Here is a 20,707-nt window from a genome sequence, read left to right on the forward strand (position 1 = left end):
AATCATTGCGGAACAAGGCGGGATTTGGCCGCGATTGTGGAATGAGCGTGGCGGAGCCTCACGCAACGTCTTGTCGAGGCGGGCTGTGACCGAAAGGCCTCAGTAATCGTAGACGTGCTCGAGCCTGGCGCCCGCCGTCATCAGCGCCGGCAGCACGAGGTGCAGTTTGCGCACGGCGACGGTCAGGCCGGTGCGGCGCGTGGAGGGTTCCGCCGGAAGCGGGTAGCTGAACAGTGCGCGCGCACCTTCGGGAACATTGATCTCGTCATTGGAAAGCATAGTGACCATGATCTCGTCATTGCCGCCGATCTCGACGAAGGAGACGCCCTTGCCGATCAGGCGCGGGATCATGTCGGTGAACACCTGGTAGCGCCTGGTGACGAAGACCGTGCCGTCGGCGCCGAGATCGCGCTCCAGCAAGGTGTCGGGCTCGTTGCGCGTCACCTCGCTGACCGGACCCTTGGCCCAGACGTGAATGTCGAGCAAGGCCGGGTCGGTGGTGGCGGCGAGCGCCGACTTGATCAGATCGGCGTAGCCCTGCTTGATGGTGTCGGCGAGGCCGAAGGCGAGCTTGCGTTCGCTGGTGCGGACGGCGCTATCGTCCGCTGCCGGCTGGACGGCAAACAGGCCGGCACGCTTTTCGGCATAGGGAAACTGGTACCACGGCACCTGGTCGAGAAAACCGGCATAGTCCGCCGCCACCTTCGCCTGGTAGATGTCGACCGCGGTGCGCTTGCCGGCTGTCGCTTCGGTGACGCGGCCGACCGTATTCTCATAGGCCCACTGGATAGCGTGCTCGATCGTGTGGCTGGTGCCGATGATCACCAGCATCTGGTGGTTGTCGAGGTTGAACTTGTAGGTGGAGCTGGCGCGGATGACCATCGCATAGTCCTGCCAGAAGCGGCCGATATAGGAGAGATAGGGAAAACCGCTCGGCTGGTTCTTGTCGACGAAGCCGGCATATTCGCGGGCGGCGTAGACGATGGCCCATTCCGGATAGGTGAGAAAGGTCGATTCCTCCGGCCGCTGGTAGCCGGGGATCTCGGCACGGACCTTGTCGGCCAGCGCCTTCGGCGGGGCACCCTCAGTCACGCCCGGCAATGGTGTTGTGTCCAGCGACGGCGTCGTGAGAAAGCCGTAGGCCAGCCCGGCGATCGGGATCAACACGATAATGACGACGAGCCAGAGGATCGCCTTGATGATGCGCTTCAGCCAGAGGAACAGGAACATGGCCGGTCAGGCCGCGGCGAAATGGTCGTACACACGTTTCGACAGCCAGAACCCGACATAGACGGCGAAGCCGCCGATGACGATGTGCGGCAGGTTGGCGAAGAAGCGAGCCGGGAATTCGATGTCGTTCAGGGAGCGGAAGCCGTTGATGAAAATGCCGCCATCGAGGCAGCCGGAACCGGTGACCAGGCCGAGCACGCCGTCGAACAAGTAGACCGAGCCGAATAGCTTGAAATAGAACACCGCCTGGCGGTGCGAGATGAAGGCGGCAGCCAGCGCCCAGACGCCGGAGAAGGCGTGCAGCAAATCGTCGTACCATTGCAGCGAGAACAGGCCGAACAGATTGCTGCCGGCATCGTTGAAGGCCGGCACATAGCCGATGGCAACAACACCGAAGAACAGGAAGGCATAGGCAACAGCAAGCTTCTGGATGAGCGTCATGAAATGTCCCCCTGCCGTCAGCCCTTTTAAACGGCCCCCGACGGCAAATGGATAGTAGCTGATTTTGGCGCAGGGTGAAGCGTCGCCGGCAAAATCGTCTAGCGAGGCCACAAAGACAGTCGGCGCCGGGATTTCTCCCAGCGCCTCCCTGTCAGATCAGGACACGGTCGCGGCAGCAACTCCCGAAAGATGTCGCGCCATGCCGGCCTTGATTTTGACGGTCCTGCCAGTCGCCGCCCGAGGGCAGCGTCCGTTCCGGACCACGCCGGTCTCCGCTCGTGCGAGCTTTGCCCAGCGCGCCATCGAAGGTTTTTGCCGTCCTTCATGGCAGCATCGGTCCGCCGTCGGCGTTCGCACGCTTTCCGCGGCCCCGTAGGTCTCGGCGTCCATCCCTCCAACAGGCAAGCCTGTTCTCGTTCAGGGCCGTACGGGCCTCAGGAAATCCGCCGTTCCGCTTTGCCTTTCGGCGTGGCGATCGGTAGCCGCCTGAGATGGGTTTAATGTACGCCGGATAAGCGTTTGGCGAAACCGCCGCGAGCCTGTGGATAGCGGGATTATCGGGGACTGAGTCCGGCACTGGAGCGATTGCCGATCTTCGACGCCCACCGCCTGCCGGCGGCCGGGATTTGGCGTCTCGATGCCGAAACCGCGTTATTGGGCGTTCGTCCCTTGCCCCGCGGGCCGGCGCGGGCTTCAATGCCGGCAAATAATTGGAAGGCGTGTTCGATGGCCTTGGGGAGGGCGGGCTTGAAGGTCGCGGTGGTTCTCAATCCGATCGCCGGCGGCGGCAGGCTCAAGCGGCATTGGCCCGAGGTTGCGGCTTCGCTGAAAAGACATTTCGGCGATTTCGAGCTGCGTGAAACGCAGGCCGAGGGGGACGCCGAACGGCTGGCGCTCGACCTTGCCGCCATCGGCTTCGAGCTGGTGATCGCGGCAGGCGGCGACGGCACTGCCAGCGAGGTCGCCGACGGGCTGCTGAAGGCTTTCCGGGAGAGCGGCCGGACGGCCGAACTCGGGCTGCTGCCTTGCGGCACCGGCATCGACTTCGCCCGCGGGCTCGGCCTGTCGAACAATGTCGATCTGACGCTGAAGCGGATTGCCGAGGCCAAGCCGCGCAAGGTCGATGCCGGCTGCATCAGTTATGTCGACGACCATGGCGCACTGGCCAGCCGCCATTTCATCAACATCGCCAGTCTCGGGCTTTCCGGCGCTACCGACCGCGCGGTCAACGCCGACAAGCGCAAGGGCAAGGTTTCGGCCAGGGCGCTGTTCTACTGGCGCACGGTCTGGGAATTCCTCCGTTACCGCTTCCAGGAGGTTGCGATCACCATCGACGACGGTGCCCCGGTCGAGGCGCGCATGGCACTGGTGGCGGTGGCCAACGGCAAATTCTTCGGCGGCGGCATGATGATTGCGCCCGACGCCGAGCTTGACGACGGCGAGTTCGACATCGTCATCCTGCGCGCCGCCGGCAAGCTGAAGCTGATCTGGGACATCCGCCTGCTCTATGGCGGGCGGCACCGCAACCATCCGGCGATCACCATCCTGCGCGGCAAGAAAGTGGTTGTCGAGCCGCTCGGCGATGTGCAAAAGAACGCCGCGCTGATCGACATAGACGGCGAATCGCCGGGTCGCATACCGGCGACCTTCGAAATCCTGCCCGGCGCATTGACGCTGAGATATTGAATCAAGCCGTTGAGGGATTGATTCAAGTTCTTTCGGCGGTGATTCCTATCCTGCGTCCAACACGTTGAAATCGCGTGATATTGTCGCCCGCTCGACAGGTCACGGCATCAGCGGCGTCTGCATCATCTGCAAATGCAGGTCCTTGCCGGTCCAGGGATGCGCCTCGCAGACGGCTTCGTCGAGCTCGACGCCGAGGCCGGGCTCCTTCGACGGGATGACGTTACCGTCCTGCCATTCGATCTTCTTCTTAAGCAACTTCTCATGAAAACCGTCCCACTGTTTCAGCGATTCCAGAATGAGGAAGTTGGGCAGCGTCACTGCAAGCTGAATGTTGGCGGCGCCGACGATCGGTCCGGAATAACAGTGCGGCGCGACCTGGATGTGATAGGCCTCGGCCATGGCGGCGATCTTCTTGGTTTCGAGAATGCCGCCGGAGCGGCCAAGGTCGGGCTGAAGAATGGTCGCGGCACGGTTCTCGATGACCCGGGCAAATTCGAATTTCGTGGTCAGTCTTTCCCCTGTCGCGATGGGGATCGAAGTGCCCCTTGCGACTTGAGCCATCACTTCGGGCATGTCGGGCGGCACCGGCTCCTCGAACCACAGCGGATCGTAGGGCTCGATGGCGCGGGCGAGGCGCAGCGCACCCGATGCGGTGAACTGGCCGTGCGTGCCGAACAGGATGTCGGCTCTGGTGCCGACCGCCTCGCGGATCGCCTTGACCATGCGGGCGGAGAGGTCGATGTCGACGAGGCGCGGCTGGTGGCCGTCGAAGGCGGTGTAGGGGCCGGCCGGGTCGAGCTTGACGGCGTTGAAACCCTGCTCGACATATTCGAGCGCGCACGCTGCAGCCAGATCGGGATCGTTGTAGACGTTCTTGCCGCGGGCGTCCTCGGAGTGGACGCTGCCGCTGTGCGGGTAGAGGTAGGTATAGGAACGCAGCGTTTCGTGTACCTGGCCGCCAAGCAGCTTGTAGACTGGCTTGCCGGCCTCCTTGCCGATGATGTCCCAGCAGGCGATTTCGAGCGCCGAGAAACAGCCCATGCCCGACACGTCGGGGCGTTGGGTGAAGCCGGATGAATAGGCTCGGCGGAAGAAGTTTTCGACGTCGTGCGGATCGCGGCCGACGAGATAGCGCTCGGCCATGTCCTCAACCATCTTCGCCGTGACATGAGCCGAGAAGGTGGCGTTGTAGGCTTCGCCATAGCCGACGACGCCGCCATCGGTGGTGAGCTTGACGAAGATGAAATACTTGCCGCCGATGCCGGGCGGCGGATTGCCGACAACCCAGGTCTTGACGTCGGTGATTTTCATTTCTGATCCTCCAGAACCAGTTCGGCGCCCTTCCATCCGGTCATGATCGCGGCGGCGTTGGTGTTGCCGGTGATGTTGTCGGGAAAGATCGAGGCGTCGATGACGCGCAGGGATTCGAGGTCGTGCACCTTCAGGCGCGGATCGACGACGGCGCGCGCCGCGTCCGGCCCCATGCGGCAGGTCGAGACCGGGTGATAGACGGTGCCCGAGCGCTTCCTGAAATCCTGAATGAGATCCGCATCGGAGGTGATCGACGGACCCGGCAAAACCTCTTCCTCGATGATCTCCGCCATCGCCGGCATCGAGGCGATCTTCCGGACGAATTTCACCGCCGCCAGCATTTCGGCGACATCCGCCTCGGTCGAAAAGGCGTTGGCGACGATTCTGGGATAGTCGCGCGGATTGGCGGAACGGAGCATGATTTCGCCGCGGCTCGACGGACGGCAATTGGACAGCCCGATGGAAAAGCCCGGCCATGGATCGGGTGTCAGGATTGGCCGTTCGCCGCTCTTTGGAATGACCGTCGAAAACGCCTGGAAATAGAGCTGCATGTTGGGCCGTGCCGCCGCAGGGTCAGTGCGGAAGAAACCGCCGGCATTGTTCATCGACAGCGACAGTGGGCCTGAGCGCAAAAACACGTATTGCATGCCGACCAGCAGCTTGCCCCACCACGGGCGCAGGATCTGGTTGAGCGTCGGCAACCGGCCCTTGAAGGTGTAGTTGATGCCGACATGGTCCTGCAGGTTTGCCCCGACATTTTCGTTGACGTGAACGACAGGAATGCCGAGCGCGCCGAGAAGCGCCGACGGGCCGACACCGGAAAGCTGCAGCAGTTGCGGCGAATTGACCGAACCGCCCGACAGGATGACCTCGCGGCCGGCACGGGCGGTCTTTGTCTCGCCATTCTGGAGATACTCGACACCGACGGCGCGCTTGCCCTCGAACAGGATTTTTGTCGCCAGCGCGTTGATCTCGACGCGGACGTTTTTGCGCTTCATTGCCGGGCGCAGGAAGGCACGCGCCGCCGACATGCGGCGGCCGTTCCTGGTGGTGATCTGGTAGACGCCGACGCCTTCCTGCGAGGCGCCGTTGAAATCCGGGTTGAGCGGCAGGCCGGCCTGGTTGGCGGCGGCGAGATAGCGCTTGGTGAGCGGATGGACGGAGGTCGAGCAGTCGGTGACATGCAGCGGCCCGCCGACGCCGCGCCATTGGTCGGCGCCGGCCTGATTGTCCTCCAGCGCCTTGAACGCGGGCAGCAGGTCGTCGAAGCCCCAGCCGGGATTGCCGGCCGCTGCCCAGGCGTCGAAATCCTCGCGCGCGCCCCTGATCCAGACCATGGCGTTGATCGAACTCGAGCCGCCGAGCAGCTTGCCGCGCGGCCAGTGGTCGGCATTGCCGGCAAGCCCAGGGTCAGGCTCGGCTTTGTAGTTCCAGTTGACCGCCGGGTCGAAGAACGTCTTGCCGTAGCCGAGCGGCATCTGCACGTAGAAGCGACGGTCGCTGCCGCCGGCCTCGAGCACCAGCACCGAGAAGCGGCCGGAAGCCGACAGCCTTTCGGCCAGGACCGAGCCGGCCGAGCCGGAACCGACGATGATGAAGTCATAGGTCTGCATGGCGGCTGCGGCTGGCTCCGGAATTCGGCTCTAACCTAGGCTTCGGCGCGACGCGGCGTCGCCGGGTCTTCCGGCATCCGATGTGAAAAAAGCGACTGGTGATAGTCGGTTTGAATGGCCGCCTGTGGCCTGTTGCCGGAGTTCAGTCGCGTTCGCGCCCACCCGGGTCGAACAGGGCCGCCACCTCGTTGGCTTCTTCCAGCAGGAAAGTGAACACGCTTGGGTAGGATTTGATCGAACCGGACAGAGGATCATCACTCTCCCAGCGAAAGACCCTCCCATCCGAATTCATGCAAATTAAATCTCCGTTGTCCCCTAGCGCACCAATAAAGAGAACATCGTCTGGTGCATTGCTTGGCCGTCTCTCTATATTCGGTTCCAGTATGGAGAATGGTTGTTGACCTGCCTCCACCAAATTTGTGCGTGACCAGCTACGTCGCAGCCCATATACGCTTATACAATTCGCAAACAGACCCATCCCGTTGTGAAGCATGAGAAAACAACGGAAATTATCTGGAAGTCGATGCGAAAGTTCAAACTCAAGCTGCTTAATTCCGATGGCGCCAAGTGGCGCATACAGCTGATGCAAATGCGCTTGAGGCGCTCGATGTGGGGTATGGCCAATCCACTCCGTTCCATCCGGATAGGTCTTCTGCCCGAGGCGTTTCCATTTATCGACTAGGGTTCGGAGCTCTCTGTATGCACGAGCGTCTTCATTGCTTGACCATTCTTCCTGCGAACGCATTGTCCCTAATAGCTCCATTTACCCACTTTGACGGGTTCCTAGGGTCTACCTTGTCAACCTGACCTATCACATCGAAAACAACGGGCGAACATCACAGAGTTGGTAATCACGCCCGACGGTGACTTTCGCGCCTACAACTAGGGTTGCCAGCCAGTTCGTTCGGCCGGAGACGTGAGACTTGCCAAGCTGCGATCCGCTGCGGAAGTCCAGCTGTTGCAATGTCGGTGAGCCTCGCTACGGCTTTGATTGATCTGTTTGCGTTCAGTAATGTTCGCCGGTGACGCTCAACATTACGATTGCCGTTGAAGAGGTTAGATGTTCTCCAGCTTGATCGAAAGATTTCGTCGGCAGCCAGACCTCGGTCGTGCGCCTCAGCGTGGTAAAGCGTTGGGCGACATTGCCGCTGGAGCATTGGAAGGCGGCTTGGCATCCGATTTTCAACGAGTAGGGGATTTGTTCTGGGTTGGCAGTCCGACAAATCATATACGCTATCTGCTGAAATTTCAGGCGTTGAAAGGCATGACCTTCTCCGCGTGTTGGGGCGTCTCGATCGACTTTGTACCAATTTTCAAAGGCGGAAGCCTCCGGTGGAAAAGAACGGCGAAGTCAGCGAATTTTGACCTTTGCATTGACCCGATTGATTCATCGGGCCGGATTCCCAACTGGTGCTCATTCTATAGTAACGATAGCGCCTATCAGGTTGAACGCGCCACTTTGGCGGCGCTCAATGCTGCCCAGCAGGACTGGTCCAGAATCACCGAACTAAAGGACGTTGCTGCTAGTTTCGAACAACGATCCAAGATGAAATTTCGACGTTTTTCGTTGGAAAACTATGTGCAAACAGACCTCGCCTGGGGCTTGGCCCTTGTTGCCGTTGGAGACGCGGATCGGGGCCAGCATCACATCGACGCATTTTGTGAGCAATTTGCCGTTGCGCCGGAGACGACCATCCTCGCAAAAGCGAGAAGCGAAGCGGGCGCAATAGCGGCTGGATGACAACTTGCCACCCGTAGCCGAACTTCAAGCTGCGATCACAGGCGATGATCGGCAATCTGCTTGAATTCATAGCGCATGATCGGGCGGGCCGGCGTCCTGCGGGCAACGACCTTGAACCCGGCGCGCGCGAAGGTGGAGGCATATCCGCTGCCGGAAGCGCTCGGCGACACGTCGGCGTCGAAAGGATAGGCTTCGAGTGCCGGAGCATTTGCGCGCCTTGCGACTTCCAGAGCCTGTGCAATCAGCTGGGATGTTACGCCCCGCCGGCGGTATTGTTTTCGCACGTAGAGGCAGGACACGGACCAGACCGGCCTGTCGTCCACGCGCTTGAGCTGCCACAGCCGATCGAGCCAGGGCAGGGCATCTCGCGGTGTCACCTGGCACCAGCCGACAGCCACATCGCCGTCGAAAGCAAGCAAACCCGGAGGCGGACCATGCTGGACGGCTTGCCGGAACGCTGCCTTGTTTTCCTCGCCGGGCCGCTTTCGATAAGAACCACCGATCCGCCCGTACATACACCAACAACGACTGCACACGGCGCTGTCACCGAACAGGTCCTCGAGCGCCGGCCACAGATCGGGCGTCAGTGGGCGAATGCTGAGTTCCATGTCAGCCGTCATTCGCTATCGATGTTGCCCAGTCTAGCCTGCACTGCGCGCTAGCGCATCATAGGTTGCGGTCGATGCGGGGGATGTTCGAAACGGGCATTCACTCAGCATCCCCGCCGTGCTCCGGCTCAGCGCAGAAAACCGAGCACGGCCTCCATGAATTCGGCAGGGTACTCGACGTTCGACAAGTGGACCGCGGGCAGGACAACCAGTTTTGCGCCGGGCGCCGTCGCCGCGATCAGCTCGCTGTGGCTGGCGGCTGTCACCGTGTCGTGGCGGCCGGCGATCACCAGCGTTGGCCTGGAAATCAGCGCTACGGTTCGGCGAAGATCCACATCGCGAACCGCCGCGAACAGGCCAGCCAAGCCTTGCCGGTCGATGGCCAGCAGCATGGCGCGGAATTCTTCGATGACGGGCTCGTTGGCCGCCAGCATACGCGCAGGAAACCAGTTGCCCAGGAACATCTCGGCGGTTTCCGACATGTCCGGCGCCTGCAGCACGGCGGCAATCCGCTCGTCAAACTGCTTTGCCGGTCCGAGATAGGACGAGGTGTTGCTCAGGATCAAGCGCTCGATCCGCTCGGGCGCGTGGATGCCGAGCCACTGCCCGACGAAGCCGCCCAACGACAGACCGAGGAAGTGAACGCGTTCAATGCCCAGGGCATCGAGCAACTCGATCACGTCGCGGCCAAGCCGGTCGAGCGAATAAGCGCCGGCCGGAACGCTCGACCCTCCGTGGCCGCGAAAATCATAACGCAGAACACGGAAATGCTTCGACAACTCGTCGACCTGCATGTCCCACATCCGCAGTGTGGTGGCGATGGAATTCGACAGCATCAGCACGGGTTTCCCGGCGTTGGCGTCGATGCGGTAGGCGATGCGTGTGCCATCGCCGACGGTCACGAAATCCAGCTCATTCATGGTGAATACACCTTCCTTCTTGAAGCGTTGAATGTGGCAAAGCCTAGCTGTGGCGTGCTTTTGATGATATTACAAAGATAGGACGATCTCTGTAATAGAAGCTGACATGGCCGAATTCACCCTGCACGACCTGCAATGCTTCGATGCCGTGGTCCGCTGCGGCGGCTTCCAGCCTGCGGCGGCCATGCTGCATCGCTCGCATCCGGCGGTGTTCGCCGCCGTTGCAAAGCTGGAGCGGCAACTCGACCTCGTCCTTTTGGATCGCAGCGGCTATCGCGTGCGCCCCACCGAGGCAGGGCTGTCGTTCCATCGCAGGGCACAATCGCTGCTGCGCGAGCTGGAAGGTTTGCGGCTTCATGCTGCTCAGCTGTCAATGGGCGAAGAAAGCGAGATCCATGTGGTGATCGGCGACCTTTGCCCGCGCCCGCAGGCACTGGGCATGCTCGGACGGTTCTTCGCCCAGTGCCCGGGCACACGCCTGCATCTGCACTTCGAGGCGGTGGGCGGGCCGTGGGAGCGCCTCTTCGATGACGAAGCCGATTTGATCCTGCACTGGATCGACAAGAGCGATCCGCGGGTGGAATGGATCGATCTGTGCAAGGTGCCATTCGTCCCAGTTGTGGCGTCGGGCTTTCTGCCGGAGCGCATCAAGCACCCCATCACGCCGGATCAGATGCACGCGTTCACCCAATGTGTCATGCGCGACACGGCCCGCCATTCACCGCAACAAGACTACTTCATGATCGAGGGTGCGCCTCAATGCATGGTGGCCGATCAGGGCATGAAGAAGGAAATCATCCTGCAGGGCCTCGGATGGGGCCACATGCCCCGCTTCCTGATCGAGGAGGAACTGCGCGACGGACGCCTGCAATCCATTGCCGGCCGTCATCTGCCAGGCCGCACCGAGGAGTTGGTGGTGGCGCGCCGCCGCGACCGGCCGCACGGGCCGATCTCGAACCGTCTGTGGGACTATATCGAGCAAGAGGCGCCGAAATTGCGCCGGGCGCTCGAACCTCGGAAGCCTGTCCAGTAGGCCAAGCCAGGGCTCGGCATCGAGTGAGTTCTTCGAGGCCGCTTAGCGCACGGGCAAACCAGCGGCCTTACCCGCTTAAGTTCACTGCTGCACAATATGCAGCAGTGAACTGCATCCCATCGCTATTCCCGCTGTTTATGAGGCGCCTTATTGATGTCGCAAGGAGTTCGCCATGAACCGCGTTAACCCGCCCGAAGATTTCCATTTCCCGCGGGGTAGTCCAACGGTCGGCATCCGCCCCTGGCAGCGATCCCGTAGCCTGCGCCTAGCTTCGTCTACAATTCGAAGGACAAGACCATGAATATCGACCGTCGAACGTTCGGCCTCGGCACTCTTAGCGCCGGCGCCCTGCTACTTTCCCCGATCAGCCTCTTTGGGAGCAACGCTGCGGCTATCGCCGCCCCGTCTCCGGCTTCGCTTGCGAGCGCCCACAGGTTCATGCTCGGCAACCTCGAGATCACGGCACTGAGCGACGGCTACCTCAATCTCGGCCTAGAACTCTTCCCTTCCGCAGATCCGGCTGCCGCTGAAGCGCTGCTGGCAAAGGCATTCCTGCCAAAACTACTCCCGACCTCGGTCAATGCTTACCTTGTCACCAGGGGCGACAGACGGGTGCTGATCGATACCGGCACGGCATCGGCGATGGGGCCCATACTGGGACATCTACCTGAGGCACTCGCCACCGCCGGCGTCAGGCCGGAAGAAATCGACACGGTAATCATCACCCACCTCCATCCCGACCATGCCAACGGCCTTGTTGGTAGTGGCGGCACGGCCGCCTTCCCGGCAGCGGAGGTCGTGGTTGCCATGCCGGAATTCGCTTTCTGGCACGATGACGGGATCCTATCCAAGGCGCCCGACCGGATGAAGCCGTACTTCGAAATAGCGCGCAAATCGCTGGTGCCTTACCATGGCAAGATCCGGAAGATCGAAGGTGAGGTCGAGATCGCGCCCGGGATCACCGCATTGCCTGCGCCTGGACACACGCCGGGGCATCTCGCGCTTCGAATTGGCTCTGGTGACGCCAACCTGCTGCTCTTGACTGACGTAATCCACGCCTCCGCGCTGCAATTTGCGCATCCGGAATGGGCAATCGCCTTCGATGTGGACCAGGAGGCTGCAATCGCCACACGCAAGAAGGTGCTCGACATGGTGTCTGCGGATGGCCTGCTCGTCGCAGGCATGCACCTACCGTTCCCGGGCATCGGTCATGTTATCCGCGAAGGCAACGCCTACGCCTACGTCCCGACGCCCTGGCCCGCTTTGTGAACGGGACGGTTCCGGTCTAAAGCGCGTCGCCTCGACCGGCCTCATGCGACGCGCTTTAGGTTGTTGTTTTATGCATGTCGTTATCGCAAAACCGCCGCACACTTTTGCGCGACGTGCGTTAAGTTTATTGCCGACCATGACTTGGTTATGCAGTGAAAGCAAAATCTACGTCCCGGAAATTCGATTGGCGAGCAGCAACTGGCGTACGGCGGGAGCAGGATTGTGCTTTCTCCAGGCGAGCCAGAAGTCGATGGTGTGCGGCCACCACGACAAATATCGGAACTTGACGCCGGGAACCTGAGCCCGCGTGGCGCTCTCAGGGACGAAGCCTCGTCCCACACCCGCCTCGACCAGGCCAAGCATCGCCGACAGTTGAGACACTTCGTAACGGATTTCTGGCCGAAACCCAGCCCTGGCGCATTGTTGTGCAAACCGTCCTTGCCATGCTGCGTCTCCTTCCCGAGGCACCACGACCCATGCCACCCCATCCAGATGGGCTGGCCTTATCTGCCGCTTTAAGGCCAATTTGTCATCCGCCGGCAGTGCCAGCAGCAGGTGATCCGCTAGAAGCCGATGAATCACAACGTCGTCGTGTTCGGCGCGTGGCGTATAAATGATCCCGGCATCGATCACCCCATCTGCAAGCGCCGCAAGCTGCATCTCAGTGCTAAGTGGCATAAGCTCCACCGCGAGCGAGGGGCATTGCGCGCGGAGTTCCCGAAGATGCTTCGACAGCAGGCCTCCTTGCATCGCTCCATCGACATATCCAACCCGGATCCGCCCCTGCTCTCCTGATGACAGCGACTGGGCGCGCCGCCTGAAGCCGTCCACTCGACTGAGGATGGTCTTCGCATCGCCCAAGAGCAGTTCACCGACCGGTGTCAAGGTCAAGCGCTGCTTCTGCCGCCAGAACAAGTCGACGCCCAGTTCAGTTTCGAATTCGCGAATAGCTCTGCTCAGCGGCGGTTGCGATATGCGCAGCCGCTGCGCGGCCCTCGTCACCAGTTCGCTCTCTGCAACCGCAACGAAATATCTCAGGTGTCGCAGGTCCATCTCATACCCTTTTGGTCTGACCTTATATGAACAATGTCCTTTTCGGTATCGATATTGCCTGCTTATGGTTGCGAGCGAAAGATTGGGAAAGGAGATATTTGTGAAGGCGATCGTGTTTGAGCAGTCCGGCGCCGCCGAAGATGTTCTACGCTTTCGAGAGGTGCCCAAGCCCGCCTGCGGTCCTCGCCAAGTGCTGCTGCGCGTGTCCGCCCGGGTAATCCAACCGGCCGATCGGCTATTCATTGCCGGCAAGTACGTGACCCAGCCCGTCTATCCGCAGGTCGCGGGTTACGACGGTGCTGGCATCGTCGAGCAGGTGGGCGAAGAGGTTCGCGAGCTCGACGTCGGTCGCCGCGTAGCATTTCGCAGCCCGGGAGCATGGGCCGAGCACGCTGCCGTGCCGGTCGAGCACGTGCATCCGGTTCCGCTCGAACTCAGCGAAAGCCTTAGTGACGAGCTAGTCTGTCAGTTTCCACTCAACCCGCTCACCGCCTGGGGCCTTCTGGATCTGGCGCCGACGGCGCCTGCCCATCGGGTTCTACTCACAGCAGCGCGCTCCGCGGTTGCCGCCGTTGCCGATCAACTGGCGCGCAAGCGCGGCATGATTGTCGAACGTCTTGTGCGCGAAAAAGAATCCTATCGTCTCCTTGATGCCCAATTCCAGGTCATCGGATCCGGTGCCACTGTTGCAGCAGCGCTGAGCACCGCGGAGCCATACCATCTGGTGCTTGATCCCGTCGGCGGCCCCGATACGGTCTCACTTATCGAGCGCATCTCGCCGGGCGGAAGCCTGTTCTCCTATGGCGTTCTCGACGATCGCTCGTTCGAAGTTAAGGCCTCCATGTTGCTTTACAAGTCCTTGCGCTGGTGCGGCTTCGCGCTCAGTGGCTGGCAGCGCAGCGCCAGCCGGGAGACGCTTGCCAACGCCGCACGCGAATGTTGGGCGCTGCTCGCCGAACATCCCGGCACGCTGCCGGTAATTGCCCGGTATGGCCTGGAAAATTTCAGTTTCGCGCTCGAACATGCGGCGAGATCCGCAGGCGAGGGCAAGGTGGTGCTGATCTGATCTCGAAAGCAGCCAAGTCGAACTCTGTTGTAGATATTGGCCCGTGGCGGCTCGGCCTTCGCCATCGGGCCGCGACCTGTTCAATGGCGCGTTGACCTGTCCGTGCCGTGACGGTACGGGATCGGGACAATCGGTTCGAGAGGATTGGCCATGGTGCATTACGCGGACGGGCGGCCGATCGGCGATCTTACGCTCAGGACGCTGGCCATGCCTTCCGACGCCAATGCGGCAGGCGACATTTTTGGCGGCTGGGTGATGGCGCAGATGGATCTCGCCTGCGGCATCCGCGCCGCCGAGCGCGCCAAGGGCCGCGTGGTGACGGCGGCGGTGAAGGAAATGTCCTTCGCCAAGCCGATGAAGATCGGCGACACGCTGTGCATCTATACGCATGTCGAACGCGTCGGCCGCACCTCGATGACGCTCAAGGTCGAGGCCTGGGCGCAGCGCTATCTCTCCGACCTGATGGAGAAGGTCACCCATGCCGACTTCGTCATGGTGGCGCTGGACGGCGAAGGCAAGCCGAAGGCAGTTCCGGCGGAAGGCTGACCGGCCTGATTCCAGAAGACGGATATAAACAGCCGTCTCTCCCGCGCGGGGGATGCGGGCAGCGATCCCGCGTGGTCTTTGACTAACGGGTTCCCGCATGCGCCTGCAGCGCGACCGGCGGGATATTGGGAGGAAAGACAATGCGTCAACACATGCTGAACGCTGCCCTGGCGGGTGCCTTTGCAGCCTTGCTCTGCCTGTCGTCCGCGAGCGCTTTTGCCGAGGTCAAAAAAGGCGATCCAGGCGCTACCTGTACGTCGGAAAACCGCACCATCAACGGGCAGGCGGCCAAGTGCGAGATCTGCTCGGCGACGAAATGCGATACCAGCGGCACGACGGTGAGCAATTGCCGCAAGGAGACGACCACGACCTGTACGATTGGCGGGAGGGTGGTCAGTCCCAACCCGAAATGGAACCGGATCGAGAAGCTGCCGAAGAGCAAGATGCAGTTACAGCAGTAGGGCTCGTCCGGAGGATTCCGACAGGTTCAAACCCTTGCAGCGCAAGGGTTCAGCTGTGCATGGCGTCGAATTTTTCGCGCGCCGCCTTGACGCGCTCTGTGTTCTTGCGCGCCCATTCGCCGAGCGCATCGACCGGCACAAGCAGCTCGTAGCCAAGATCGGTCAATTCGTAGTCGACCCGCGGCGGGATGGTCGGGAATACCGTGCGGGTGACGAAGCCGTCGCGCTCGAGCCCGCGCAAGGTCGTGGTCAGCATCTTTTGCGAAATGCCGCCGACGGCGCTGCGCAGCTCGTTGAAACGCAGCGGCCCGTTGCCGAGCTTGCCGACGACGAGCACCGTCCATTTGTCGCCGACACGTTGCAGGATTTCCGAGATGGCGCGGCAGTCCTCGGTGCGGTGCGGGTGCCTTGGTAACAAAAAAGTGCCTCCTTGCACATTGAGGTGCCAGTTACTCATATAGCTCAGGTATCTAAACGATACCAGTATTCCCGTAAGGAGAGCCCCCTCTATGTCAAAACCCAAAATCGCCATCATCATTGGTTCGACCCGCGCGGCCCGCTTTGCCGACGTCCCGACCCAATGGATTGCCAAGATCGCCAAGTCGCACGCCGACATCGACGTTGAAGTCGTCGACCTGCGCGATTTCCCGCTGCCGTTCTTCGATGAGGTCGCATCCTCCGCCTGGGTGCCGTCGCAGAACGAAGTGGCGCAGCGCTGGCAAAAGAAGGTCGCCGGATTCGACGGCTTCATCTTCACCGCCGCCGAATACAATCATGGCCCGACGGCCGTGCTGAAGAACGCAATCGACTACGCCGCCAACGAGTGGAACAAGAAGCCGGCCGGCTTCGTCGGCTATGGCAGCGTCGGTGGCGCGCGCGCGGTCGAGCAGCTGAGGCTGCATGCGGTCGAGCTGCAGATGGCGCCGGTGAAGTCCGCCGTACACATCGCCTGGGCCGATTTCCTTGCTGTCAAGCAAGGCGACAAGAAGCTCGACGAGTTCGAGCACCTCAACCAGGCGGCAACCGCGCTGGTCAACGACATTGCATGGTGGGCCAGGGTGCTGAAGACGGCGCGTCAGGCCGATGCCGTCGCCGAGGAAGTCAAAGCGGCCTGAGCACAGGTTCGAACAGTCCTCCCAAGGATTAATTCTCCCAAGCATTGGGGCGGCGCATGCGCCGCCCTTTTTGTTCACACGGCATGGGCGTCCTGCGTTTGCCGTGGCCTGATGATGCAATCGGCAAGGCGGTCCATCTCGTTCAGCTCGTCGGCGTGATGCTGGCCCCACTGGCAAAGTGCCAGCAGGATCGGCTCGAGGCTGAGGCCGAGCCGCGTCGCCGAATATTCGACGCGCGAGGGGATCTCGGCAAAGATCTCGCGGCGCACGAGGCCGTGCTCTTCCATTTCGCGAAGCTGCTGGATCAGCACTTTCTGGGTGATATCGGGCATCAGCGCCTGCAGCGCCGACAGCCGCCGCGGCCCGTCGAAGAGATGGTACAGGATGACCGCCTTCCAGCGGCCCGAAATCACTTTAAGCGCGCGCTCTGCCGGCAGCATCGGCAGTCTCTTGATCAGCTTGGCCATGGTCACCTCCCGGTCAGCAGCCGACAAATCGGTGTGTAGTCGAAGCCAGGCAGATAGTGGCAAACAGCGGCCGATGCCAACAGCGATCGGTGCATGCGATGAGAGCCATTCAACTGAGCCGCTTCGGCGGGCCTGACGTTCTCGACATAGTCGCGGTGCCGAAGCCTGAGCCGCAAGCCGGCGAGGTCCTGGTCCGCGTTCATGCGGCCGGGGTGAATTTCTTCGAAGTGCTGATGCGCGCGGATCGCTATGCGGTGACGCCGCAACTGCCGATGATCCCTGGCGTCGAGGCCGCCGGGATCGTCGAGGCGCTCGGGCATGGGGTGGAGGCTTCCTTGCTCGGCATGCGCGTCGCCGCGCCGTTGTTCGCCTCGAGCCGCCCGTTTGGCGGCTATGCCGAGTATGTGACGATCGACGCAAGCCTGGCCGTGCCGCTGCCGCATGCGCTGTCGTTCGAAGACGCGACGGCATTGATGGTGCAAGGGCTGACGGCGCTGCATCTATCGCGGCAAAGCCCGCCGGCCGGCAAATCGGTGCTGGTCGCGGCTGCCGCGGGCGGCGTCGGTTCGTTGCTTGTCCAGCTTGCCAAGTGCGCCGGCGCGAGCCGCGTCATCGCGGCTGCAGGCAGCAAGGCCAAGCTCGACCTTGCTTTGTCGCTGGGGGCCGACGCTGCCGTCGACTACAGCAAGACGGATTGGCCGGAGCACGTCCGGGCAGCGGCAGGCGGCGCCGGCGTCGACATCATCTACGACATCGTCGGCGGCCCGCTGACGGCGGCCGCGCTCGGGGCCCTTGCGCCTTGTGGAGAGCTGGTATTTGCCGCACTGGGGAGATACAGGCTCGGCGCCCCGCAGATGGAGGCGATGATCGGCCGCAACCAGTCGCTGAGGGGTTTTGCCCTGCTGCCGTTGCTGTCTCCAGACGTCCTCCGTGACGGCCTTTTGGAGCTTTTTCGATCTGGCCGCGAGCGGTGAGCTCAAGGTGACCAACGGCGGCCGCTTCCCGCTCGACCAGGCCACCCACGCGCATCGCCTGCTGGAGGAGCGCGGCGCGACCGGCAAGGTAGTCTTGATACCTTAGCGTGGTGCTCCGCAAGGATCCGAGGATCCGGGCTTGTGCCGTTCCGGCCGTCAGCGAACTCGGTAGAACGGATTAGGCAGCAGGAACAGCTTCTCGGCATGCCCGCCGAACAGGTCGGATGGCTGGTCACCGACATTGGCAATTATCGTGTAGCCGGCCTTTTCGATTTCGGCCCTTATGGGTGCCTTGAAATCTGCGGCGGAGCCGTATTTGGCCCCAGGCTGGACCATGTAAAGTTGCTCATAGCCGGCATAACCGGCCGACTGCAGGTTCTGTTCGGTTGCCTGACGCTGGTCCTCCGGACGTCCGGTGATGAAGAACACTGTGACTTTCGCCGTTTGCGCCTGCCGGAAAACCTCCAGCACAGGGTCGATAGCCGGATCCTTCGCAAGCTGGTCCCAGGCGGCCCAGCCACAGGGACCGTCGATTGCGATGTCGCAGGCGCCGCCGATCGGGCGGCCGAAATTATCACGTGTGATCACTTCCCAGTTGGCCAAAGCCGTCTCGTCGATGTCGAGCACCAGTGCTGGGCGACGCACCTCCATTGCGCGCTTGACGACCCAGTCGCCGGCCTGCTTCGCCACTGCGGCAAGGTCGCGATCATAGTCGCCGGAATCATGATAATTGGCGGCCGCCAGCATCGCATCGCCGACATTGGCTGGCTGGGACGGGCTTGTGAGAAGGAGCGAGTCGGAACGCGCCGGCCAAGGAACATTTGTGCCAATCATCAGCACGATTGCCCCGGCACGCGCAATTCTATTCCAGCCAATCGCCCGCATCACGAGACTTTGCTGTCACGAGAAGTCGGCTGTCAAGCGAGGTCTTCCACGGTAGTGTCTCAGTTTGAAATTTGAAATATGCGAAAGCGCCTATCCCGGTTTGCTTGGTCAATGGATGATCTGTGCGAGAAGATGGACGCCGTTGCGCCCAAGCCCGGCAAGCGCGGTTCCTAAAAGAAACGGTAAGATCGTCCATGGCAGATCGAGATCGTTGGATAATTCATATCAAAGAGCTTCGCTCTAGGCACGGCGTAAGTCTCCTCGAAGCGGAACGCATTGCCTTGTCAGATCCTCACTGGCGACGTTGGGTCGAACGCCACAAAAGCGGTGTGCCGCTCACACCATGGCGGGATAATTCCGGGATTATGTAGATGCCACCCCCGCCGGCCGCGCCCGGCGGCAGCTTTGCGGCCAGCAATGGAAGATCGTTGACCTTCGAAATGCGCTACTACCGGTCGTTGACATTAGGCTCGAATGTCAAGCAATAATATCCGCAGCGGACCACGCGGGATCGCACGTCAAAGAACACGTAGACCGTAGCGTGGCATTGTCGCGAGTGCATTCGAGCGCGAGTGTTCAAGCGCGTTCAGAAAACGAAGCACCTTCATGGATGCCGACGGACCGATTGTCACTCCTCTCACTCGCCTGCTCGGTATTCGCCATCCAATCGTGTCGGCCCCGATGGGGCGTGCATCACGGCCGGAACTTGCAGCAGCAGTGACCAACGCCGGGGGCCTCGGCGGGCTTGGGTTCAGTTGGGACAGCCCGCAGCGCATCGAAGAGCTAGTCGGTGCCGTGCGGCGGCTTACTGATGATGCTCCCTTCCTCGCCAACTTCGTCCTTGAATGGGATCAGCACCAGAGGATGGAAACTGCGCTATCGGCCGGCGCTCGGATCGTCTCTTTCTTCTGGGGTGACATCGCGCCCTACATGGATCGTGCAAAAGCCGCGGGTGCGCTGGTCGTTCACACCGTCGGGACTCCGGAAGAGGCGCGTAGATCAATTGATCTCGGTGTGGATATTCTGGTCGCGCAGGGCAATGAAGCCGGTGGTCACGTGTGGAGCCAGCTATCAACCATGGTGCTCGTGCCACTTGTGGCCGATGTGGCCGGGAAGGTGCCCGTTCTCGCGGCTGGTGGAATTGCCGATGGGCGAGGCCTTGCTGCGGCTCTCATGCTGGGCGCGTCAGGTGTATGGCTCGGCACACGGTTTCTTGCGTCGACTGAAGCGGCTTGTCACGCCGATTACAAGCGGCGTCTCATCGAAGCTGCCGCGAGTGACACGATCGAGACCACTCTTTTTGACGGAGGCTGGCCGGATGCACCGAGCCGCGTGCTGCGGAACCGCACGGTCGAGGCATGGGAAGCGGTGGGGCACCCCGAGTCCGGTTCGAGACCTGGGGAGGGCGAAGAGATTGGCCGCACTCCCGATGGCAACCCAGTGCGGCGCTACTCGTTCGCCAGCCTTCTCAGTGGAGGTCAGGGGGAAATCGACGACTTCGCCATTTACGCGGGCGAGTCCGTCGGATTGGTGCATGAGATTCTACCAGCGTCTGACATTGTCAGAGCCTTGATCGAGGATGCAGCACAGATCATGGCGCAGCGAGCCGGTCATCGCAGCGACTGCTCGACAAAGGGCTGAGAGGACGGCGTGGGTGTAATTCTGATGGGAGATTGAAGCAGTCGTGGCATACGAAGCTACGATCTTGTGGCGTCTGCTACATTATTCCGGATAGTTCCACGGAAGCAGCAAATCAACACAGATGAGCGCTGTCGCAAATTCGCACGCACTCACATGGCAGCCAATCATCAAGCCTCGCTAATCTACAAGATGGCGGTGTACTGAAAGTGCGCTAGCGTGCGAACTTCGACACGTGCGATAATGGGATTACAGTCTAGATCTCAAACTGAGACACTACGCTTCCACAGGTCCTGGAGACTGCGACGCTGAATTGGACATTCCAGATGCCGAATGTCTCTATGGGTTGCTGTAAGCTACACGATTTCCGCCGTCGCGGTCTTTCCCTCCGACAGGTGACGCATCGCCGGAACCGCCGGTCGAAATGCGTCACCCGAAAATCGTGGCGGATACGCGCTTTGCCGTGCCCTATGCCGCCTGAACGATCTCGACCAGTTCAACGTCGAACACCAGATCCCGTCCCGCTAACGGATGATTGCCGTCGAGCTTGACGCTGGTGTCGTCCTGACCTTGCCCCTCTGATCTAATCCGGTTTGAAGTTCGTTCTGGCCATCGAGAGGACCAGGACATGAAACGCAGCCGCTTCTCTG

20 protein-coding genes and 2 pseudogenes are annotated in these 20,707 nt (G+C 61.5%); 10 read left to right on the plus strand and 12 right to left on the minus strand.

Annotation, left to right across the window (positions count from 1 at the left end; genetic code table 11):
* Positions 1-99: 99 nt before the first annotated feature.
* Together NKH21_RS06225 and NKH21_RS06230 are read right to left on the minus strand one after the other, a co-directional pair.
* Positions 100-1,230 carry a hypothetical protein gene (locus NKH21_RS06225; RefSeq protein ID WP_352664727.1) on the minus strand — a complete coding sequence of 377 codons (1,131 nt, stop codon included), beginning with the start codon at positions 1,228-1,230 and terminating at the stop codon, positions 100-102.
* A gap of 6 nt (positions 1,231-1,236) precedes the next feature.
* Complete coding sequence (locus NKH21_RS06230) at positions 1,237-1,671, minus strand: DUF4383 domain-containing protein (protein ID WP_352664729.1); 435 nt, start codon at positions 1,669-1,671, stop codon at positions 1,237-1,239.
* 747 nt (positions 1,672-2,418) lie between these two features.
* Between NKH21_RS06230 and NKH21_RS06235 the strand changes: the two genes are divergently transcribed.
* Positions 2,419-3,357 carry a diacylglycerol/lipid kinase family protein gene (locus tag NKH21_RS06235; RefSeq protein ID WP_352664731.1) on the plus strand — a complete coding sequence of 313 codons (939 nt, stop codon included), beginning with the start codon at positions 2,419-2,421 and terminating at the stop codon, positions 3,355-3,357.
* A 99-nt stretch (positions 3,358-3,456) separates the two neighbouring features.
* Here NKH21_RS06235 and NKH21_RS06240 read toward each other — a convergent pair whose 3' ends face one another.
* The 3 genes from NKH21_RS06240 to NKH21_RS06250 form a co-directional block, all read right to left on the minus strand.
* A complete protein-coding gene (locus NKH21_RS06240; RefSeq protein ID WP_352664733.1) occupies positions 3,457-4,668 on the minus strand; it encodes a mandelate racemase/muconate lactonizing enzyme family protein in 1,212 nt (403 codons plus the stop codon).
* On the minus strand, positions 4,665-6,281 hold the full coding sequence (locus tag NKH21_RS06245; RefSeq protein ID WP_352664735.1) for a GMC family oxidoreductase: 1,617 nt from the start codon (positions 6,279-6,281) through the stop codon (positions 4,665-4,667). Before NKH21_RS06245 ends, NKH21_RS06240 begins: the two co-directional genes overlap by 4 nt.
* Positions 6,282-6,423: 142 nt before the next feature.
* Positions 6,424-7,026: an SMI1/KNR4 family protein gene (locus tag NKH21_RS06250; RefSeq protein ID WP_352863562.1), complete on the minus strand. Its 603-nt coding sequence runs from the start codon at positions 7,024-7,026 to the stop codon at positions 6,424-6,426.
* A 315-nt stretch (positions 7,027-7,341) separates the two neighbouring features.
* On the opposite strand from NKH21_RS06250, the gene NKH21_RS06255 reads away from it, so the two are divergent.
* Entirely contained in the window at positions 7,342-8,022 is a 681-nt protein-coding gene (locus NKH21_RS06255) for a hypothetical protein (protein WP_352664739.1), read from the plus strand.
* A 35-nt stretch (positions 8,023-8,057) separates the two neighbouring features.
* Here NKH21_RS06255 and NKH21_RS06260 read toward each other — a convergent pair whose 3' ends face one another.
* On the minus strand, positions 8,058-8,642 hold the full coding sequence (locus NKH21_RS06260; protein WP_352664741.1) for a GNAT family N-acetyltransferase: 585 nt from the start codon (positions 8,640-8,642) through the stop codon (positions 8,058-8,060).
* A gap of 116 nt (positions 8,643-8,758) precedes the next feature.
* Positions 8,759-9,550: an alpha/beta fold hydrolase gene (locus NKH21_RS06265; protein WP_352664743.1), complete on the minus strand. Its 792-nt coding sequence runs from the start codon at positions 9,548-9,550 to the stop codon at positions 8,759-8,761.
* 106 nt (positions 9,551-9,656) lie between these two features.
* Between NKH21_RS06265 and NKH21_RS06270 the strand changes: the two genes are divergently transcribed.
* Both NKH21_RS06270 and NKH21_RS06275 read left to right on the plus strand, forming a co-directional pair.
* Entirely contained in the window at positions 9,657-10,583 is a 927-nt protein-coding gene (locus NKH21_RS06270; RefSeq protein ID WP_352664745.1) for a LysR family transcriptional regulator, read from the plus strand.
* Between the two features lie 297 nt (positions 10,584-10,880).
* Complete coding sequence (locus tag NKH21_RS06275) at positions 10,881-11,852, plus strand: MBL fold metallo-hydrolase (protein ID WP_352664747.1); 972 nt, start codon at positions 10,881-10,883, stop codon at positions 11,850-11,852.
* Positions 11,853-12,017: 165 nt separating this feature from the next.
* Here NKH21_RS06275 and NKH21_RS06280 read toward each other — a convergent pair whose 3' ends face one another.
* The gene (locus tag NKH21_RS06280; RefSeq protein ID WP_352664748.1) at positions 12,018-12,905 is read right to left on the minus strand and encodes a LysR family transcriptional regulator; all 888 of its coding nucleotides are present in this window, start codon (positions 12,903-12,905) and stop codon (positions 12,018-12,020) included.
* Between the two features lie 100 nt (positions 12,906-13,005).
* On the opposite strand from NKH21_RS06280, the gene NKH21_RS06285 reads away from it, so the two are divergent.
* The 3 genes from NKH21_RS06285 (at position 13,006) to NKH21_RS06295 (ending at position 14,978) form a co-directional block, all read left to right on the plus strand.
* Positions 13,006-13,971, plus strand: coding sequence for an alcohol dehydrogenase catalytic domain-containing protein (locus NKH21_RS06285; protein WP_352664750.1), 966 nt, complete (start codon positions 13,006-13,008; stop codon positions 13,969-13,971).
* Positions 13,972-14,121: 150 nt separating this feature from the next.
* The gene (locus NKH21_RS06290) at positions 14,122-14,517 is read left to right on the plus strand and encodes an acyl-CoA thioesterase (protein ID WP_023678380.1); all 396 of its coding nucleotides are present in this window, start codon (positions 14,122-14,124) and stop codon (positions 14,515-14,517) included.
* Between the two features lie 152 nt (positions 14,518-14,669).
* Complete coding sequence (locus tag NKH21_RS06295) at positions 14,670-14,978, plus strand: hypothetical protein (RefSeq protein ID WP_352664752.1); 309 nt, start codon at positions 14,670-14,672, stop codon at positions 14,976-14,978.
* A gap of 49 nt (positions 14,979-15,027) precedes the next feature.
* Here NKH21_RS06295 and NKH21_RS06300 read toward each other — a convergent pair whose 3' ends face one another.
* Positions 15,028-15,396, minus strand: coding sequence for a winged helix-turn-helix transcriptional regulator (locus NKH21_RS06300; RefSeq protein WP_023678378.1), 369 nt, complete (start codon positions 15,394-15,396; stop codon positions 15,028-15,030).
* Between the two features lie 91 nt (positions 15,397-15,487).
* Here NKH21_RS06300 and NKH21_RS06305 point away from each other — a divergent pair, with 91 nt between their 5' ends.
* Complete coding sequence (locus NKH21_RS06305; protein ID WP_023678377.1) at positions 15,488-16,093, plus strand: NADPH-dependent FMN reductase; 606 nt, start codon at positions 15,488-15,490, stop codon at positions 16,091-16,093.
* A gap of 74 nt (positions 16,094-16,167) precedes the next feature.
* Here the strand turns inward: NKH21_RS06305 and NKH21_RS06310 are convergent, their stop codons facing one another.
* Positions 16,168-16,560 carry a winged helix-turn-helix transcriptional regulator gene (locus tag NKH21_RS06310; protein ID WP_352664754.1) on the minus strand — a complete coding sequence of 131 codons (393 nt, stop codon included), beginning with the start codon at positions 16,558-16,560 and terminating at the stop codon, positions 16,168-16,170.
* A 98-nt stretch (positions 16,561-16,658) separates the two neighbouring features.
* On the opposite strand from NKH21_RS06310, the pseudogene NKH21_RS06315 reads away from it, so the two are divergent.
* A pseudogene (locus tag NKH21_RS06315) lies at positions 16,659-17,640 on the plus strand (quinone oxidoreductase family protein).
* 50 nt (positions 17,641-17,690) lie between these two features.
* Here the strand turns inward: NKH21_RS06315 and NKH21_RS06320 are convergent.
* The gene (locus NKH21_RS06320; protein WP_352664772.1) at positions 17,691-18,419 is read right to left on the minus strand and encodes an HAD family acid phosphatase; all 729 of its coding nucleotides are present in this window, start codon (positions 18,417-18,419) and stop codon (positions 17,691-17,693) included.
* 606 nt (positions 18,420-19,025) lie between these two features.
* Here NKH21_RS06320 and NKH21_RS06325 point away from each other — a divergent pair.
* Positions 19,026-20,060, plus strand: a complete 1,035-nt coding sequence (locus NKH21_RS06325) for an NAD(P)H-dependent flavin oxidoreductase (RefSeq protein ID WP_352671800.1) — start codon at positions 19,026-19,028, stop codon at positions 20,058-20,060.
* Positions 20,061-20,525: 465 nt separating this feature from the next.
* Here NKH21_RS06325 and NKH21_RS06330 read toward each other — a convergent pair.
* Positions 20,526-20,707 (minus strand): annotated as a pseudogene (locus NKH21_RS06330) (hypothetical protein); the annotation flags it as partial.

The sequence above is a fragment of the Mesorhizobium sp. M1329 genome (genome assembly GCF_040318035.1).
GTDB lineage: Bacteria > Pseudomonadota > Alphaproteobacteria > Rhizobiales > Rhizobiaceae > Mesorhizobium.

Coding starts and splice junctions, on each gene's coding strand:
- NKH21_RS06225 (WP_352664727.1), bottom strand. CDS start 1,230: ATGTTCCTGTTCCTCTGGCTGAAGCGCATCATCAAGGCGATCCTCTGG.
- NKH21_RS06240 (WP_352664733.1), bottom strand. CDS start 4,668: ATGAAAATCACCGACGTCAAGACCTGGGTTGTCGGCAATCCGCCGCCC.
- NKH21_RS06270 (WP_352664745.1), top strand. CDS start 9,657: ATGGCCGAATTCACCCTGCACGACCTGCAATGCTTCGATGCCGTGGTC.
- NKH21_RS06305 (WP_023678377.1), top strand. CDS start 15,488: ATGTCAAAACCCAAAATCGCCATCATCATTGGTTCGACCCGCGCGGCC.
- NKH21_RS06310 (WP_352664754.1), bottom strand. CDS start 16,560: ATGGCCAAGCTGATCAAGAGACTGCCGATGCTGCCGGCAGAGCGCGCG.
- NKH21_RS06255 (WP_352664739.1), top strand. CDS start 7,342: ATGTTCTCCAGCTTGATCGAAAGATTTCGTCGGCAGCCAGACCTCGGT.
- NKH21_RS06265 (WP_352664743.1), bottom strand. CDS start 9,550: ATGAATGAGCTGGATTTCGTGACCGTCGGCGATGGCACACGCATCGCC.
- NKH21_RS06230 (WP_352664729.1), bottom strand. CDS start 1,671: ATGACGCTCATCCAGAAGCTTGCTGTTGCCTATGCCTTCCTGTTCTTC.
- NKH21_RS06275 (WP_352664747.1), top strand. CDS start 10,881: ATGAATATCGACCGTCGAACGTTCGGCCTCGGCACTCTTAGCGCCGGC.
- NKH21_RS06325 (WP_352671800.1), top strand. CDS start 19,026: ATGGATGCCGACGGACCGATTGTCACTCCTCTCACTCGCCTGCTCGGT.
- NKH21_RS06260 (WP_352664741.1), bottom strand. CDS start 8,642: ATGACGGCTGACATGGAACTCAGCATTCGCCCACTGACGCCCGATCTG.
- NKH21_RS06290 (WP_023678380.1), top strand. CDS start 14,122: ATGGTGCATTACGCGGACGGGCGGCCGATCGGCGATCTTACGCTCAGG.
- NKH21_RS06320 (WP_352664772.1), bottom strand. CDS start 18,419: ATGCGGGCGATTGGCTGGAATAGAATTGCGCGTGCCGGGGCAATCGTG.
- NKH21_RS06245 (WP_352664735.1), bottom strand. CDS start 6,281: ATGCAGACCTATGACTTCATCATCGTCGGTTCCGGCTCGGCCGGCTCG.
- NKH21_RS06280 (WP_352664748.1), bottom strand. CDS start 12,905: ATGGACCTGCGACACCTGAGATATTTCGTTGCGGTTGCAGAGAGCGAA.
- NKH21_RS06250 (WP_352863562.1), bottom strand. CDS start 7,026: ATGCGTTCGCAGGAAGAATGGTCAAGCAATGAAGACGCTCGTGCATAC.
- NKH21_RS06295 (WP_352664752.1), top strand. CDS start 14,670: ATGCTGAACGCTGCCCTGGCGGGTGCCTTTGCAGCCTTGCTCTGCCTG.